15 protein-coding genes are annotated in these 17,003 nt (G+C 47.2%); 9 read left to right on the forward strand and 6 right to left on the reverse strand.

The genetic code is table 11. The features are described 5' to 3' along the window. Positions 1-77: 77 nt before the first annotated feature. The 9 genes from WKT20_RS07140 to WKT20_RS07180 all read left to right on the forward strand — a co-directional run bounded on the left by WKT20_RS07140 (position 78) and on the right by WKT20_RS07180 (position 8,714). Entirely contained in the window at positions 78-1,388 is a 1,311-nt protein-coding gene (locus WKT20_RS07140) for an anaerobic C4-dicarboxylate transporter family protein (RefSeq protein ID WP_304204619.1), read from the forward strand. 267 nt (positions 1,389-1,655) lie between these two features. Next, a complete protein-coding gene (locus WKT20_RS07145) occupies positions 1,656-2,315 on the forward strand; it encodes a LysE family translocator (RefSeq protein ID WP_007563496.1) in 660 nt (219 codons plus the stop codon). A 6-nt stretch (positions 2,316-2,321) separates the two neighbouring features. After that, complete coding sequence (locus tag WKT20_RS07150; RefSeq protein ID WP_270653127.1) at positions 2,322-2,867, forward strand: DUF4924 family protein; 546 nt, start codon at positions 2,322-2,324, stop codon at positions 2,865-2,867. Between the two features lie 13 nt (positions 2,868-2,880). After that, positions 2,881-3,738 (forward strand): dTDP-4-dehydrorhamnose reductase, encoded by an 858-nt coding sequence (gene rfbD / locus WKT20_RS07155; protein WP_270653126.1) that lies wholly within the window; start codon positions 2,881-2,883, stop codon positions 3,736-3,738. A gap of 2 nt (positions 3,739-3,740) precedes the next feature. Then, positions 3,741-5,312 (forward strand): peptide chain release factor 3, encoded by a 1,572-nt coding sequence (locus tag WKT20_RS07160; protein ID WP_007563501.1) that lies wholly within the window; start codon positions 3,741-3,743, stop codon positions 5,310-5,312. Between the two features lie 267 nt (positions 5,313-5,579). Then, a complete protein-coding gene (locus WKT20_RS07165) occupies positions 5,580-5,954 on the forward strand; it encodes a BlaI/MecI/CopY family transcriptional regulator (RefSeq protein WP_118242458.1) in 375 nt (124 codons plus the stop codon). 4 nt (positions 5,955-5,958) lie between these two features. Next, positions 5,959-6,135 (forward strand): hypothetical protein, encoded by a 177-nt coding sequence (locus tag WKT20_RS07170; RefSeq protein WP_340417097.1) that lies wholly within the window; start codon positions 5,959-5,961, stop codon positions 6,133-6,135. 28 nt (positions 6,136-6,163) lie between these two features. Then, entirely contained in the window at positions 6,164-7,612 is a 1,449-nt protein-coding gene (locus tag WKT20_RS07175) for a M56 family metallopeptidase (protein ID WP_340417098.1), read from the forward strand. 49 nt (positions 7,613-7,661) lie between these two features. Next, positions 7,662-8,714 carry a DUF4837 family protein gene (locus WKT20_RS07180; protein ID WP_118441638.1) on the forward strand — a complete coding sequence of 351 codons (1,053 nt, stop codon included), beginning with the start codon at positions 7,662-7,664 and terminating at the stop codon, positions 8,712-8,714. Positions 8,715-8,929: 215 nt separating this feature from the next. Here WKT20_RS07180 and WKT20_RS07185 read toward each other — a convergent pair whose 3' ends face one another. The 6 genes from WKT20_RS07185 to WKT20_RS07210 all read right to left on the reverse strand — a co-directional run bounded on the left by WKT20_RS07185 (position 8,930) and on the right by WKT20_RS07210 (position 16,885). Further along, positions 8,930-10,261 carry an MATE family efflux transporter gene (locus WKT20_RS07185; protein WP_117700635.1) on the reverse strand — a complete coding sequence of 444 codons (1,332 nt, stop codon included), beginning with the start codon at positions 10,259-10,261 and terminating at the stop codon, positions 8,930-8,932. Between the two features lie 108 nt (positions 10,262-10,369). Further along, on the reverse strand, positions 10,370-10,912 hold the full coding sequence (locus WKT20_RS07190; RefSeq protein WP_117700636.1) for a 30S ribosomal protein S16: 543 nt from the start codon (positions 10,910-10,912) through the stop codon (positions 10,370-10,372). Between the two features lie 106 nt (positions 10,913-11,018). Then, the gene (locus WKT20_RS07195; protein WP_118242452.1) at positions 11,019-11,867 is read right to left on the reverse strand and encodes an alpha/beta hydrolase; all 849 of its coding nucleotides are present in this window, start codon (positions 11,865-11,867) and stop codon (positions 11,019-11,021) included. Positions 11,868-11,886: 19 nt separating this feature from the next. Continuing rightward, entirely contained in the window at positions 11,887-13,875 is a 1,989-nt protein-coding gene (locus tag WKT20_RS07200; RefSeq protein ID WP_340417099.1) for an OPT family oligopeptide transporter, read from the reverse strand. Between the two features lie 292 nt (positions 13,876-14,167). Continuing rightward, a complete protein-coding gene (locus WKT20_RS07205) occupies positions 14,168-14,572 on the reverse strand; it encodes a DUF1573 domain-containing protein (RefSeq protein WP_117700639.1) in 405 nt (134 codons plus the stop codon). Between the two features lie 102 nt (positions 14,573-14,674). Further along, positions 14,675-16,885: a RelA/SpoT family protein gene (locus WKT20_RS07210; RefSeq protein WP_340417100.1), complete on the reverse strand. Its 2,211-nt coding sequence runs from the start codon at positions 16,883-16,885 to the stop codon at positions 14,675-14,677. Positions 16,886-17,003: the final 118 nt, after the last annotated feature.

Here is a 17,003-nt window from a genome sequence, read left to right on the forward strand (position 1 = left end):
GGAATTACGAAGAAAAATAAAAGTTATCACAGAATATGCCTATCTTTGCACCTTAAATCTAAAAACTCTTTCTATTTATGTGGTTACAATTACTGTTTGTGTTACTGGCAATTATTGTCGGAGCGCGTGTAGGCGGCATCGGTCTGGGAGTCTTTGGAGGCTTGGGGCTGGCCGTACTTACCTTTATCTTTGGTCTTGAACCCACCACTCCTCCTATTGATGTGATGCTGATGATTGTGGCAGTGATTGCAGCTGCCGGTTGCATGCAGGCTGCCGGAGGGTTGGATTTGATGGTGAAATGGGCGGAGAAAATCTTGCGTCGCCATCCTCAGCGCATCACGCTGTTGAGTCCGCTGGTGACTTACCTCTTTACCTTCTTTGCCGGAACGGGGCATGTGGCCTATTCCGTACTTCCGGTTATTGCCGAAGTGGCTCGTGAAACGGGTATCCGTCCGGAACGTCCGATGGGGATTGCTGTCATTGCTTCCCAGCAGGCTATTACTGCCAGCCCTATTTCTGCGGCTACGGTGGCTCTGTTGAGTATGCTGGCCGGATATGACATTACTTTGTTTGATATTTTGAAGATTTCCATTCCCTGCACCTTGGTGGGTGTACTGGCCGGTGCGATTTATTCCATGCGGGTAGGTAAGGAACTGAAGGATGACCCTGTATATCAGGCACGCTTGAAGTCGGGCGAACTGTCGGGTGCCAATTATTGTACGGCTGAGGTGGCTAATCCTGGCAAGGCGCTGACCTCCGTACTGCTGTTTTTAGGTGCCACGGTGGGTATTGTGCTATTTGGTTCCATAGATAGTCTTCGCCCGTCGTTTCAAACCTCAGAGGGCGTAGTGGTGATGCAGATGGCACACATCATTGAAGTGCTCATGCTGTCGGTAGCCGCACTGATTCTGCTGCTGACTGGCACCAGTGGGATGAAGGCTGCTAAAAGTTCAGTCTTCAATGCGGGTATGCAGGCGGTAGTGGCCATTTTCGGTATTGCGTGGATGGGCGATACCTTTATCTCCGGTAACATTGCCGTCATCAAAGAAAATATATTCGGTTTGGTAACTGATATGCCGTGGCTTTTCGGTATTGCGCTTTTTGTCATGTCTATCCTGCTGTTCAGTCAGGCGGCAACCATCCGTGCCTTGCTTCCTTTGGGCATGGCACTGGGCATTTCGCCCTATATGCTGATTGCCCTCTTTCCGGCGGTCAACGGGTATTTTTTCATCCCGAATTATCCAACGGTGGTGGCGGCCATCAATTTTGATACCACGGGTACCACCCGCATCGGAAAATACGTACTGAACCATTCTTTCATGATGCCGGGACTGATTTCTACCATTGTAGCAGTCGGACTGGGTATTCTGGCCGTACTCTTTGTGTGATAGAAAACCGAAAGTCTCCCTTCATTGAGGGAAAAACGGACTTGTTGGTTGTATGTCTCCCTTACGTGAACTTTACGTTTCTCCAGCCGGAGCTGTAAGTTTCCCGTAGGGGAGACATATGGTTTTGTGCCGGGAGACGTAAAAAATGCAGTAATGTCTTCCTGTTATTCCTTTAGGGCTTCTGAATTTGTCGTTTTTCAGATATACTCTTAATGATAATCGTATAAAAATGTAGGTACTTTCGTAAAAAAGTAGCATCTTTGCATTATGAATTGGATTGAACAGGTTACTATACTTGATTTGTTGCTGAAGGGATTGATTATCGGCATTGTCGTGTCTGCTCCTTTGGGACCGGTCGGTGTGCTCTGTATTCAGCGTACGTTGAACAAAGGGCGCTGGTTTGGTTTCGTGACGGGAGTCGGGGCGGCATTAAGTGATATTTGCTATGCGTTGATTACGGGATACGGAATGAGTTTCATGGACGAACTCATCCTGAAGCATCATATTTTTCTTCAGGTAGTGGGCAGCATCATGTTGCTGGCTTTTGGTATCTATACCTTCCGCAGTAATCCGGTGAAGTCGCTTCGCCCGTCTTCGGGTACGCGGGGAACTTACCTGCACAACTTCGTTACGGCCTTTTTTGTCACCCTGTCCAATCCCTTGATTATTTTCCTGTTCATCGGTCTGTTTGCCCGTTTCTCATTTGTCATGCCGGGCAGTCCCATCGGTTTCCAGTTAGTGGGTTATCTGGCCATTATTTTGGGAGCATTGGGCTGGTGGTTCAGCATTACTTATTTTGTCAATAAAGTACGTTCACGATTTAATTTGCGCGGCATCTGGGTGCTCAACCGCATCATTGGTGTCGTGGTCATGATAGCGGCGGTGGTGGGAATCGTCCTGGCCATTGCCGGCAAATCTTTTTCTTGATAGGATATGTATATTTCTCAACAACTTAAAAAAAAGAATATCGCCGAATACCTGCTGTATATGTGGCAGGTGGAGGACTTGATTCGTGCCAATGGCTGCGATATGGAGCGCATCCGTAAGAATATCATCGAGCCTTATCCGGCTACCGACGAGCAGAAGAAGGAACTGGCCCGCTGGTATGAGGACTTGATTAACATGATGCAGCAGGAAGGGGTGCTGGAAAAGGGTCATGTGCAGATTAACAAGAACATCATCGTCTGGCTGACTGACTTACACCTGCGTTTGTTGCGTTCGCCTAAATTCCCTTATTACAGTGCGGCGTATTACAAGGTGCTTCCTTTTATTGTGGAACTGCGTGCCAAGGGTGGCGACAAGGACGTGCCTGAACTGGAGACTTGCTTTGATGCCATGTATGGGGTACTGATGCTGAAATTGCAGAAGAAGGAAATCAGCGAAGAAACCATGAAGGCGCTGAAGGCCATCAGTGACTTGCTGGCGATGCTGGCCGGATATTATATTAAGGATAAGGAAGGCGATTTGGAACTGGATTAAAACATCACAGAACATGAAAAAGATATTAGTGACGGGAGCCAACGGACAGTTGGGCAATGAAATGCGTCTGCTGGCAGAAGAGCACCGGAATTTTGAGTATTTCTTTACCGATGTGGCAGAGTTGGATATCTGCGATGAACAGGCGGTAATGGAATTTGTATCGGCTCATCAGATTGATGTGATTGTGAACTGTGCAGCTTATACGGCAGTCGACAAGGCGGAGGACAACGTGGAACTCTGCGACAAACTGAATCATGTGGCTCCGGGCTATCTGGCCAAGGCGGCACGAAGCCGTAACGGCTGCCTGGTGCAGGTGTCTACGGACTATGTGTTCGACGGTACAGCCCATATCCCTTATAAGGAAGAAGATACACCGTGTCCGAATTCCGTATATGGCTCTACCAAACTGGCTGGTGAGCAGGAAGCGCTGAAGCAGTGTCCCAATACGATGGTGATTCGTACGGCATGGCTGTATTCTACGTTTGGCAACAATTTCGTGAAGACCATGATTCGCTTGGGGCAGGAGAAAGAAACGCTGGGAGTTATCTTCGACCAGATTGGTACGCCGACTTATGCACGCGATTTGGCTCAGGCCATTTTTGTGGCACTGGAGAAAGGTATCGTGCCGGGTATTTATCATTTCAGCAACGAAGGCGTGTGCTCCTGGTATGATTTTACCAAAGCTATCCATCGTCTGGCAGGTATCACTACTTGTCATGTGTCTCCGCTTCACACAGAGGATTATCCTACGAAAGCTTGTCGTCCGCACTATTCCGTGCTCGACAAGACCAAGCTGAAGAAAACCTACGGCGTGGAAGTGCCTTACTGGATGGACAGTCTGGCAGAATGTATTGAAAAATTAAAACAATAAATATGGCAAATCAGGAAATAGCAAGAAGACGAACATTTGCGATTATCGCGCATCCGGATGCCGGTAAAACCTCGTTGACGGAAAAGCTGTTGCTTTTCGGTGGACAGATTCAGGTGGCCGGAGCCGTGAAATCAAACAAGATAAAGAAAACTGCCACGTCCGACTGGATGGACATCGAAAAGCAGCGTGGTATCTCGGTTACTACCTCCGTGATGGAGTTTGACTACCATGACTATAAGATCAATATCCTCGATACACCGGGTCACCAGGATTTTGCTGAAGATACATATCGTACCTTGACGGCAGTGGACAGTGTAATCATCGTGGTGGACGGAGCGAAGGGTGTGGAAACACAGACCCGTAAGCTGATGGAAGTCTGCCGTATGCGTAACACGCCGGTGATTATCTTCGTCAACAAGATGGACCGTGAGGCTAAGGACCCGTTCGATTTGCTGGATGAACTGGAGGAAGAACTGGTTATCAACGTGCGTCCGCTGACGTGGCCGATTGAGAGTGGTCCGCGTTTCAAGGGTGTGTACAACATTTACGAGCAGAAACTGAACCTTTTCCAGCCTTCTAAGCAGGTGGTGACGGAGAAAGTGGAGGTGGACATCCATACAGAGGATTTGGACAACCATATCGGTACACCGCTGGCTGAAAAGTTGCGCAGTGAACTGGAACTGATTGACGGGGTATATCCGGAATTCAACGTAGACGATTACCTGAAAGGAGAACTGGCTCCGGTGTTCTTTGGTTCGGCTTTGAACAACTTCGGTGTGCAGGAATTGCTCGACTGTTTTGTGGAAATTGCGCCAAGTCCGCGTCCGGTACAGGCAGAAGAACGCGAGGTGCAGCCTGAGGAACCTAAGTTTACCGGTTTCGTGTTCAAGATTACGGCCAACATCGACCCGAACCACCGTTCGTGTGTAGCCTTCTGTAAGGTATGTTCCGGTAAGTTCACCCGTAATACGCCGTACCTGCATGTGCGTCATAACAAGACGATGCGTTTCTCTTCACCCACGCAGTTCATGGCACAGCGCAAGACTACAGTGGATGAGGCTTGGGCTGGCGATATTATCGGTTTGCCGGACAATGGTACGTTCAAGATTGGCGATACGCTGACCGAAGGTGAACTGTTGCACTTCAAGGGGTTGCCGAGCTTCTCTCCGGAAATGTTCAAGTACATCGAGAATGCCGATCCGATGAAGACCAAGCAGTTGAATAAGGGTATCGATCAGCTGATGGACGAAGGTGTGGCACAGCTGTTTGTCAACCAGTTCAACGGACGCAAGATTATCGGTACGGTAGGTCAGTTGCAGTTTGAGGTTATTCAGTACCGTCTGGAAAACGAATACAATGCCAAGTGCCGTTGGGAACCGTTGAGTCTATATAAAGCCTGCTGGATTGAAAGCGATGATCCGGCTGAACTGGAAGCTTTCAAGAAACGTAAGTATCAGTATATGGCGAAAGACCGTGACGGACGCGATGTGTTCCTGGCCGATAGCGGTTATGTGCTTCAGATGGCACAGATGGACTTCAAGCACATCAAGTTCCATTTCACCAGCGAGTTCTAAGGAAGACATAAAATGTGAACATAGAAAAAGGCAGGAAAGTGAATTGCTCTCCTGCCTTTTTTATGTTCTTAAATTGGGATATTCACTGAATGTTCCATTTTAGTTTTGGCATGTCTGTCAAAATCTGCTTGTGTTTTCAATAAATCGTTTGGATATTTTGTCTTTATTATTAATTACTATTAATATTAGTAGTTCTACTAAAACTTTTAGTTGTCTGTCTGATAATTTTCATATCTTCGTGTAGTATTAATCTTAAATGAGCTGTTTATGAAGAAACTGACACCAAAAGAAGAAGAAATAATGAATATTTTATGGACTCATGGTCCTTTGTTTATTCGTGAAATGTTGGCATTCTATTCAGAACCGAAACCCCATTACAATACAGTAGCTACTCTGGTGAAGCTGTTGGTAGAAAAAGGCTTTGTCAGTTATCGGGCGTTTGGAAACACCTACCGTTATGAAGCAAAAATAACAGGAAATGAATACAAGGGTTCGGCTATCGGAGAGATTGTTTCTCAGTATTTTGACAATTCTTATACCAAGGTGGTTTCTCAGTTTATTGAAGATGAGAAAATGAATCTGGATGAACTGAAGCAGCTGATAGCTCAGATAGAGCAGGGGAAGAATAATCGTAAATCTTGAACCTATGGTAGCCTTTTTAACCTATCTACTGAAAAAGCTCTTTCTGCCTGACATTGCTTTATGGATTCTACAAGTTGCTTTGTGCTTCGACCACTCGCTTTTCTTTGAACCGATGGGTGCTGGTGGGCGGAATGCTGACTTGTCTGTTATTGCCTTTTGTTTCTCTGGAATTAGAGCATGAACCCTTAGTGCAGTCTCCTTTTATACTTATGGAGGAATGGAAACAGCCTGTTGATGTAGTATCTGCTTCTGCTTCCGGTATGGTGGAAATTACTCAGAAGGAAGCCAATTATTGGGGTTGGCTTGTGTTATCGATGGCAGTTTATCTGTCGGGCTGTGCTTTCATCCTTTTGCAATGGGTTGTAGGCTATATCCGTCTGTTCCGTTGGATAAGTCGGCAGGAATATAAAGAATGTAATGGATTTCGATGGGTGTTGTACGATATTCCTGTCCGTCCTTTTAGCTGGGGAACGTATATCGTCATGAACAGTCAGGAGTATGAAGAATATTCTCCGGTCCGTCTGCATGAGGAGATGCATTGCCGGTATGGGCATTGTTATGACAATCTGTTGATACAGTTTATTCTAATCTTTCATTGGTGGAATCCGTTGGTGTGGAAACTGAGGTATGAACTTAATGGTGTTCATGAGTATCAGGCCGATGAAGGTGTGTTGAATCAAGGCATCGATGTAAAAACATATCAATTATTATTGGTGAGGAAAGCAGTGGGCTCAAGGCTCTACTCTATGGCTTGCGGCTTTACTCACAGTTCACTCAAAAAACGTATATCTATGATGTCGAAAAGAAGAACCAGTAAGTGGGTCCGGCTACGTGTCTTGTTAGCCGTACCTTTGGCTGCAGGGGTCGTGTATGCCTTTGCGAGGCCGGAAGTGAAAGAAACGGTAGCGGATTATGGTGCAGCTCTTCAAACGAAGAATCAAGGAAAAGAAAAATCCGGATTAATGGTGAGGGACACATCACAGCAGCGGAATGCAGACAACTTGATGCTGGATCATATATCGTCGGAAAAGGCGTATGTGCTGGAATTGTATTGTAACCAGCGGAACCAGTTTCTTTTCGGGCCTGAAAAGCCTATTTCAAAGAAGAAGTTTGTTGATTATGAAGCCATGACGGACGAGGCCAGGAAGCAATTGAAAGACTCTTTCGTCAAATTGTATTCTGAACAGAAAGAGGAAATGTTTCCTATTGTTGTCCGTATTGTTGCAGACCGTAATGCGAAGATGGGAGCTATTACTGCCGCCAAGCAGAAATTGGTAGAAGCGTATGATGAGGTCAGACGGGAGCTTTCGAAAACTTATCCTCAGAAACTGGTGAATGAATGCCTGATTTCCCGTTTCTATTATGCTTCTCCGAAAGCATATGCGGATGTACCGGCAGGTGTGGCCGATAAGAGTGTTCCGTTGCCGGGATATGAAGTCCGTTTTTTGAAAGATAATGTGATAGTAGGTGAGTTGGAGGATTTTTCACTGGATGAACTTTCTTCGAAAATCAAGCAGTGGTGTAAGGAAAATAAGGCTGAAAACCTTGCAGTGTCATTGAAGGTACCTTCAGATGCTTCTGAAGGAGTAGTATATGATATCAAGCAGGCATTACGTGAAGGATATATGCTTAAACTGAATCTCATGAATGGTTTTTAGAATTGATCCGTGTAATTAGTCTGTATTTGAAAACTTAGTTTTAGAATTTATGAAACGTTTTGTCTTTTATTTAAGTCTTATATTCGTTGTATCGGTGTTTGCTTCTTGTCAGAAGGATGGTAAAAGTATTGTTACTCCGGTATCTAGTGGGAGGCCTTATGAGGTGTTGGTGGTCGCTGATGACAAATGTTGGAACAGTCCGGATAGTGCGCTTTTCCATGTACTTGATACCGATGTACCGGGATTGCCCCAACCGGAACGTTCTTTCCGGATTTCGAGAATTCGTCCGGAGTATTTTGACCGTAGTACCCGTCTGTTCCGCAACATCATTATTGCGGATATTCAGGACATCTATACTCAGACTAAATTCAAGTATACCCGTGACGCGTATTCTTCTCCACAGATGATTATGACTATCCAATCGCCGAATCAGGAAGAGTTTGCCGAATATGTATCCAAGAATGGACAGGTGATTATTGATTTCTTTACCCGTGCAGAAATGAACCGGGAAGTAAAATTGTTGGAGAAGAAGCATAATGATGTCTTGTCTGCCAAGGTACAAAGCTTGTTTGACTGTGATATCTGGATGCCGGTAGAACTGGCTTCGTACAAGGTTGGCCAACAGTTCTTGTGGGCTTCCAGCAATTTGAATGATTTGAACTTTGTTATCTACACTTATCCGTATACCAGCAAGGAAGCTTTTACAAAGGCATATTTCATAGAGAAACGAGATTCTGTGATGAAAGCCCACATTCCGGGAGCAAAAGAAGGTATGTATATGGTGACTGCCGATTCCATTTTTGTAGAAGCTCGTAACATTGCGGTGCAGGGTGATTATGCATATGAAGTACGCGGTTTGTGGGAAATGGAGAACGATGCTATGGGAGGTCCTTTCGTTTCACATGTTCGTGTGGACCGTACGAACGGTCGGATTGTCGTAGTAGAAGGTTTCGTCTATAATCCGGGAAAACTGAAACGTGACCAGATCCGTAAACTGAATGCTGCCCTTTATACGTTGAAACTTCCTCAGGAGAAAGAGGTGGGAGAACTTCCTGTTGACAATCAGATTTCGGAAGAAAAGGTAATGAAAGACAGCTTATGAAATATAGTGCATTTATTATATCGTTGATTAACAATCTCTTGTCCTGTCGTGAAAGCATTAACTGAATTCGAAGTCGGACTTTCCCCTGTTTGGGTGGCCAAACCTTCTTTGCAGGGGAATATCTAGAGATACAAAAAGCCAACTAATTCGCAATGATTTGTGTGTGAATTAGTTGGCTGATTTTATACCATTTATTGAGTAGCCTTTTTATATCCTTAAATTTGTTTCCTTTGCCAGCTTCCCTTTTTCAGATAGAGATAGCTCAGCAGACCGATGGCTCCGGCATACACGTGTTCGGCAAACCAGCATACGGCTACATCCATTTTCAAAAGAAGGATGACCGTGACAATAAAAATCAGGTAGCAGGTCAGGGCTACTATCTCCAGCAGGAAGGCAGAGCGGGTGTCACCTGTACCGGATACGGACTGGAAGAAAATGAATCCGGCGCATTGGAGGAGATAGCTGGAGCAGAGTACCCAGAGGGTAGGGACGGCAGCTTCTACCAAGTCGGGCATGTCGGTATAGATGCGAAGCACATATGTAGGCAGACAGGCTATCAGCAGAATAACGGGCCAGACAATGCAGGTGCAGAGCCGCACGTGCTGCCGGATGGTGGGCATGACGTAGCGGGCTTCTCCGCTGCCAATCAGGTTGCTGACCAGGGAGCTGCAGGTGGAGGCAAAGGCCGTGATGGTCATGAACGGGATACTTGATACGTTACGTACAATGTTGGTGATGGCCAGTGAGCGTTCGCCCAAATGCTCAATAAAGATAAAGAACAAGAACCAGGTACTGATGGAGACCGCATTCTGTATCATGGTCCACAGTGATACACCCATGATGCGTTTCAGTTCCGTCCATCGGAAACTTACCAGTTGGTTCAGTCCGTATTTGGCGCAGTCTACTTTCCGCGTGGTGTAGATAATGAAAAAGAGCATGGACACCAGTTCTGCCAGTGAAGAACCGATGGCTGCTCCGGCAATACCTAATGCCGGAAATCCCAGCTTTCCGAATACCAGTATATAATTGAATACCACATTCGACGTCACCATGACGATGGAATTGAGCGTGAGCGTTTTAGTTTGTGTGGTACCTACAAAGAACGCACGGAACATGATGGCTACGAATGAGAAGAAAAATCCAAATACGCGCCAGTTGATGTAGCTCACCGCCGCCTCACAGATGCGCGGGGATGCCACCACGTGCGACAATATCCAGGGAGAGAACAGCCGGGACAGGGTAAACATGACCAGTGCCATGCCTAACAGAAAGTAAATCCCCTGATAAAAGATGGAACCAATCATCCTGAAGTTACCTTCTCCGTTGCGACGGGCAATCAATATCTGCGAGCCGATGCTGAAGCCGAATCCTAACATGAAGATGGCCAGGTAATATACTCCGGCAATGGCCGAGGCTCCCAGTTCCACTTCGCCCACACGTCCCATGAAAGCCGTATCGGTCATACCGATAAGCTGTTCCATAATCAGACTGATCAGGATAGGGTAGGCCACTTTCCATATTTCTCCATTGGTGTATTTGGTATGCATAAAAGGCAGGTATTAGTTAGGTGAGATGCAAAGATACGACATTTCTGCACAAAAAAAGACTATCCTTTTGCAAGGACAGTCTTTTGTTTGTCTTTTCTGAAAGAAGAATTAAGCTTCAGCAGGAGCTTCTTCAGCAGCAGGAGCTTCTTCTGCGTTTGCAGCAGCTTCAGCTTCAGCCTTAGCAGCAGCTTCAGCAGCTTTCTTTTCAGCTACCTTCTTAGCGATTTCTTCGTTTACTTTCTTTTCAGCTTCCAGACGTGCTTTAGCTTCAGCTTTCTTAGCTTCTTCTTCCTTAGCCTTCAAAGCAGCCAAACCTGACTGTTTGTTTTCTTTCCAAGCGTTGAATTTAGCTTCAGCCTGTGCTTCATCGAATGCGCCTTTAACTACACCGCCCAGCAAGTGTTTCTTCATGTAAACACCTTCGCGAGACAAGATGTTGCGTACTGTGTCAGTAGGCTGTGCACCTACCATTACCCAGTGTAATGCACGTTCAAAATTCAAATCTACTGTGGCAGGATTGGTGTTCGGATTGTAAGTACCAATTTTTTCAGTAAATCTACCATCACGTGGTGCTCTTGCATCTGCAATAACAATTGAATAGAACGCATATCCTTTGCGTCCGTTTCTTTGCAATCTGATTTTAGTTGCCATTTTTTAATTTAGTTTTTTAATGTAAATGATTTGAATTATGCTAATAACCCGTATTAGCGGGTGCAAAGGTACAACTTTTCTTTTGTTCTACAAAGAGTTGCGCAAATTATTTGTTGATTTCGCGCAGCCATTTCTCCAGTTCGCCCGTCCATTGGCGTTTGTAGGGGAAGCTGTCGCGGTATCCCCAGCCGTGTCCTCCCACCGGGTAAGTGTGCAGGCTGGCAGGAACTTTGTTCTTGACGAGGGCTGTGTAGTAGTTCACGCTGTTGGCCACCGGTACTACCGTGTCATCGCTGCTGTGCAGAATGAAGGCAGGGGGTGTTTGCGGAGTGACCTGCAATTCATTGGAATATTTCTGTTCCAGTTCCTTCGAGGGATTCTTTCCCAGCAGGTTGTCGTGAGAACCCATGTGGGTGTAAGCAGGGTCCATGGTGATGACCGGGTAGAAAAGAATCTGGAAATCCGGGCGAGTTTCCGCATCGGTGAAATGAGTGGCGGTGGTGCTGGCCAGATGTCCTCCGGCTGAAGAACCCATGATGCCCAGTTTTTTTACATTCCATTCCTGAGCGTGCTGGCGCATGATGCGCAGAGCCTGCTGTGAATCGCTCAGAGGCACTTCATTGTGTCCGTTGGGCATGCGGTAGCGGAGCACAGCATACGTAATGCCCTGGCTGTTGAACCAGTCGGCCATGCTTTTCCCTTCGTGAGCCATGGCCAGATGTGAGTATCCTCCTCCCGGACAGGCTACGATGGCCATTCCGTTCCCTTTTTTAGCCGGATAGACGTAGAGAATGGCTTCTTTTGTATAACTTGGAGAATCGGTATCTCCATTTTTTTCTTCTGTGATGCCGTTGTCATTAGGGGCACCGTTGGGCCATACTTTCATTTCAATCGGTTGTTGTGCGAAAAGCGTGCCCGACATAAGCAGCAACCCCATTAGTAGCAGTGTTTTCATGTGTGTGATATATTAGAGATTATTTTGTCAGTTTCATGCTGGCTTTTACCAGGTAAGTAATCAGCAGCAGATAAGCTACCAGTGACACCAGTTCGCTCATCGGGTTAGCCAGCCATTCTTCGTGGATAAGATTGATGTCGCAGTAGCGCATGATGGCACTCACTACACCCATCAGGGCACCTCCGGCAATGAATCCGGATGCCAGCAGGGTACCTTTCTCACCGCGTGCGTTGTTGACAGCTTCGTCCTTGCTGCGTGAAGTCACGTACCAGTTGATGGCTCCACCCACCAGCAACGGGAGGTTCAGTTCCAATGGAATGAACATACCCAGTGCGAAGGCCAGGGCAGGTACCTTGCAGAACGTCAGTACCAATGCCAGTGCTGCACCGATGCCGTAGAGCAGCCATGGAGCACCTACACCGTTCATCAGCGGGTCAATGACAGCCGCCATGGCGTTGGCCTGCGGAGCAGCCAGTTGTCCGCTGGTGAATCCGTAAGAATCATTCAGCACCATAATCACGCCGCCTACAGTAGCTGCGGAAACCAGTGTGCCGAGGAATTTCCAGCTTTCCTGCTTCTTGGGTGTGCTCCCCAGCCAGTAACCGATTTTCAGGTCGGTAATGAAACCGCCGGCCATGGACAATGCGGTGCAGACCACGCCACCCATTACCAGTGAAGCTACCATACCCGTGGCACCTTTCAGTCCTACTGCCACCATGATGACAGAAGCCAGAATCAAGGTCATCAGCGTCATGCCTGATACCGGGTTCGTTCCTACAATGGCGATGGCATTGGCTGCTACGGTGGTAAACAGGAAGGAGATTCCTGCTACCAGCAGAATGGCTACCACGGTATGCAGGATGTTGCCTTGCATTACATCGAAATAGAAGAAGAGTACCACGAGCAGCAGGGTGAACAGCGAACCGAAGGCGATGATTTTCATGGACAAATCCTTCTGAGTACGTTCCACATTTTCTTCGGCTTTTTTGCCCTTCATTTCACTGGCAGCCAGGCTGACTGCACTCTTGATGATGCCCCATGAACGCACGATACCGATGATGCCGGCCATGGCAATACCTCCGATACCGATGCTCTTGGCATATTCCTTGAAAATAAGTTCGGGTGACATGTCTCCGACGGCTGTCGTGATGTCCGGATTCCAGGCATTCAGCACCTGGTCGCCCCAGAACAAGGAAATGCCCGGTACGATAATCCACCATACGGCCAGTGAGCCGGCACAGATGATGGCCGCATATTTCAGTCCGACGATGTAGCCGAGTCCCAGTACGGCAGCTCCCGTGTTAATCTTGAATACCAGTTTGAACTTGTCGGCAATGGTCTCGCCCCATCCGCAGATGCGGCTTGTGAAGTTCTCGTTCCACCAGCCGAACGTTCCCACGATGAAGTCATAAAGACCACCCACCAATCCGGCCATGAGCAGCGGTTTGGCCTGGTCGCCTCCCTTTTCACCCGACACGAGCACCTGGGTGCTGGCCGTAGCTTCCGGGAAAGGATATTCGCCGTGCTTGTCTTTTACGAAATATTTACGGAAGGGAATCAGGAACAGGATGCCCAGCACACCACCCAGCAGGGAGCTGATGAACATCTGCATGAAGTTGACCGTCATTTCCGGATATTTTTCCTGCAGGATGTAGAGGGCCGGCAGGGTAAAGATGGCACCCGCCACGATAACGCCTGAGCAGGCACCGATGGACTGAATCATGACGTTTTCACCCAGTGCACCTTTGCGTTTGGTGGCGCTGGAAATACCCACAGCGATAATAGCAATAGGGATGGCAGCTTCGAACACCTGGCCCACTTTCAACCCTAGATAGGCAGCGGCAGCCGAGAAAATAACGGCCATGACGACTCCCCATGTCACAGACCAGAAGTTAACTTCAGGATACGTTTTTCCGGGAGACATGAGGGGTTCGTATTTCTCTCCCGGTTTGAGCGGACGGAATGCGTTTTCGGGCAGTCCCGTCGGTTTTTCTTGTGTCTCTTTCATGAATAATATTACATTTTGATTTGATTAATATTCTTAAGGGTGTCCAAAAGTAGTAAAAATCCTTTATATTCATTCAAAAGTGGGCTCATTTTTGTGCCATCGGAAAACGCACTTGCGTTTGAAAGAAAACGCCTTTACGTTTGGAATCAAATGCACTTGCGTTTTAAGTAAAATGTACTTGCGTTTGAAATGAAACACAAAGGCGTTTTTTCATGTACTTTTTCGGGCATAAAAAAACAGGAGAAACATCGCTGAAATGTTCCTCCTGTCAAGTATGAAAAATGATGAATCGTTACTGATTGATGTCGGCCGATGCCGGGGTCATGTCACCTTCTACTACCAGACGAGTGATTTCGTTCTTGGAGTTGGTGCGAAGGGTGATGGTCTTGCGGAAATGTCCCGGGAATTTGCCGGCACCGTTGTAAGTGACTGTCACTTCACCGCTTTCTCCCGGTTTGATGGGTTCTTTCGGATATTGAGGTATGGTGCATCCGCAAGAAGCAATAGCCTGATGAATTACCAGCGGGCCGTCGCCTGTATTCTTGAATTTGAATTTGCAAGTTACTTTCGGACTGCTTTCAGAGAAAGAGCCAAAGTTGTATGAGGTCTTTTCGAATGTAATTTCTGCCGTTCCCTGAGCAATGACAAACAATACATTCATGACACATAATAAGGTTGTAAATAAAATTTTCTTCATTTTCTTTGATTTTAATCCTTACTTCTGACAACTCCGCAAAGATACTACTTTTGTGTGAAACTGTTACTTTTGTGCAGTTTAATTAACAAACTTGAAGTGTTGTTATCGGTTTACCTGCTTTACACCTTTCACCGTTTTAATCTTCTTTATCAGCGATTCAAGCTTGGCATTGTCGTCTACGGTCACCGTCAGCATGCCCGAAAACAGTCCGTCGTGCGAGTCGATGCTGATGGAGCGCAACAGGATGTTGTTCTCCTTATTTATAATGGACGTGATGTTCGTCACGATGCCGATGTCGTCATGGCCGATAATACGGAGAGTAATCGGATACTGTTTGCCCTGGCTCTTTCCGGCCCAGCGGGCTTTCACGATGCGGTAGGGGAAGCGGGAACGCATCTCCTTGGCATTCGGGCAGTCGCAACGGTGAATTTTGATACCGCCGTTGATGCTGACGAATCCGAACACTTCGTCGCCGTAAATCGGGTTACAGCATCTGGCCAGCGTAAAGTCGAGTCCTTTCAGGTTCCGGTCGATGACCAGCACGTCATCCTTGTAGTCCTTCGCGTCGGTGGGCTGCTGCATGTTGAAGCCTTCCGCACTGCGGTAGCTGATTTCTTCGCGCTGTTCGGTTTCCCGTTTCTGCATGTCAAGGTACTTGTCGATGATGTCGTTCACGTCCATCGATTCGTTGGCAATACTCTGATAGAAGTCAGTCACGGTCTTGAAGCCCAGTTTCCGAATCAGACGCATCAGGATGGCCTCATCATATTCCAGCTTCCGGTTCTTGAATTTACGCTCCAGCGTTTCCTTGGCAAACTGTGTCTGACGGGCTGCAATCTCCTTCAGGGCCTGACGTATCTTGTTGCGTGCCTTCGACGTGGTGACAAAAGTCAGCCAGTCACGCTTTGGTGTCTGCGTGTTCGAAGTCATGATTTCCACCTGGTCGCCACTGTTCAGTTTCTGGCGGAGCTGTACATTTTTCCCGTTGACGCGGGTACCCGTACACCGGCATCCCAGGTTGGAGTGGATAGAAAAGGCAAAGTCGAGCACGGTAGCCCCTTGCGGCAGTTTGTACAAATCGCCTTTGGGAGTAAATACGAATACCTCGTCCTTATATAAATCCAGCTTGAACTGGTCCATGGCCTCCATGTCGCTGTCGGAGTTTTCCAGCGTCTCACGAATGGAGTTCAGCCATTCATCCAAACCGCTTTCTCCCTTTATACCTTTATACCTCCAGTGGGCTGCCAGACCTTTTTCGGCAATTTCGTCCATGCGTTCCGTACGAATCTGTACTTCCACCCATTTCCCTTCCGGTCCCATCACGGTGATGTGCAGTGACTCATATCCGTTACTTTTCGGCACGGACAGCCAGTCGCGCAAACGCTTGGGGTTGGGCAGATACATATCCGTCACGATGGAATAAGCCTGCCAGCACTCCTGTTTCTCCTTTTCAAGCGGAGAATCAAGAATGATGCGGATGGCAAACAGGTCGTACACGCCTTCGAAAGGACATCCCTGTTTCTTCATCTTCTGGTAGATGGAGTGGATGGACTTGGTACGTCCCTTCATGTGGAACTTCAGTCCGGCATCTTCCAGATTTTTGCGTATCGGTTCGATAAAAGCCTCGATGTAGCGGTCGCGGGCCTGCTTGGTGGCATTCAGTTTCTCTTTGATATGATAGTACACGTCGTGCTGCGTGTATTTCAGTGACAAGTCCTCCAGTTCTGATTTCAGTTTATACAATCCCAGCTTGTGGGCCAGCGGTGCATACAGATAGGCAGCTTCGTTGGACACCTCCAGGCGTGCTTCTTCGTTGGGGCTGTCCTTGATTTGCCGCATCAGGTTCACGCGGTCGGCAATGATAATCAGGATGACCCGCATGTCTTCGGCAAACGACAGGAGCAGATTGCGGAAGTTTTCTGATTCAATGATGGGGCTTTTGGAATACAGTTCGTTGATTTTGACGAGTCCCCGTATGATGCCGGCCACGTCTTCTCCATATTCTTCCTTGACCGATTCCAGACTGCAAAGATTGTATTTCACGGATTCATGGAGCATGATTCCTAGAATCGAGGCGCGGCGCATACCGATTTCTTCGGCCACGATGACAGCCGTCTGCATATCCTTGATAATGGGATTCATCTGGAATACATTTCGCGGAATGGTACCTTCTGCCATCGCCTTGACCAGATGGGTTTTCAGCTTGTGGCAGTCATCCTTTTGTAATGTATCTTTCGACAACCGCAGCAGTCGTTTGTAGAGTAGAATCAGTTGTTTGTGTTCCTCTTGTGTAAAAAAGTCGTTGTTCTCCATAATTCCTCGTTTTGCTGTTTGTGGGTAAAGTTACTTTTTTTCTGTTGATATGATGCACTCTTCCCGTATTTTTTATATTTTTGAACGTCATTCTAAAAACAGGAAGAAAATTCATTAC

The organism is Phocaeicola sp. ICN-14070, assembly GCF_037892625.1.
GTDB lineage: Bacteria > Bacteroidota > Bacteroidia > Bacteroidales > Bacteroidaceae > Phocaeicola > Phocaeicola plebeius.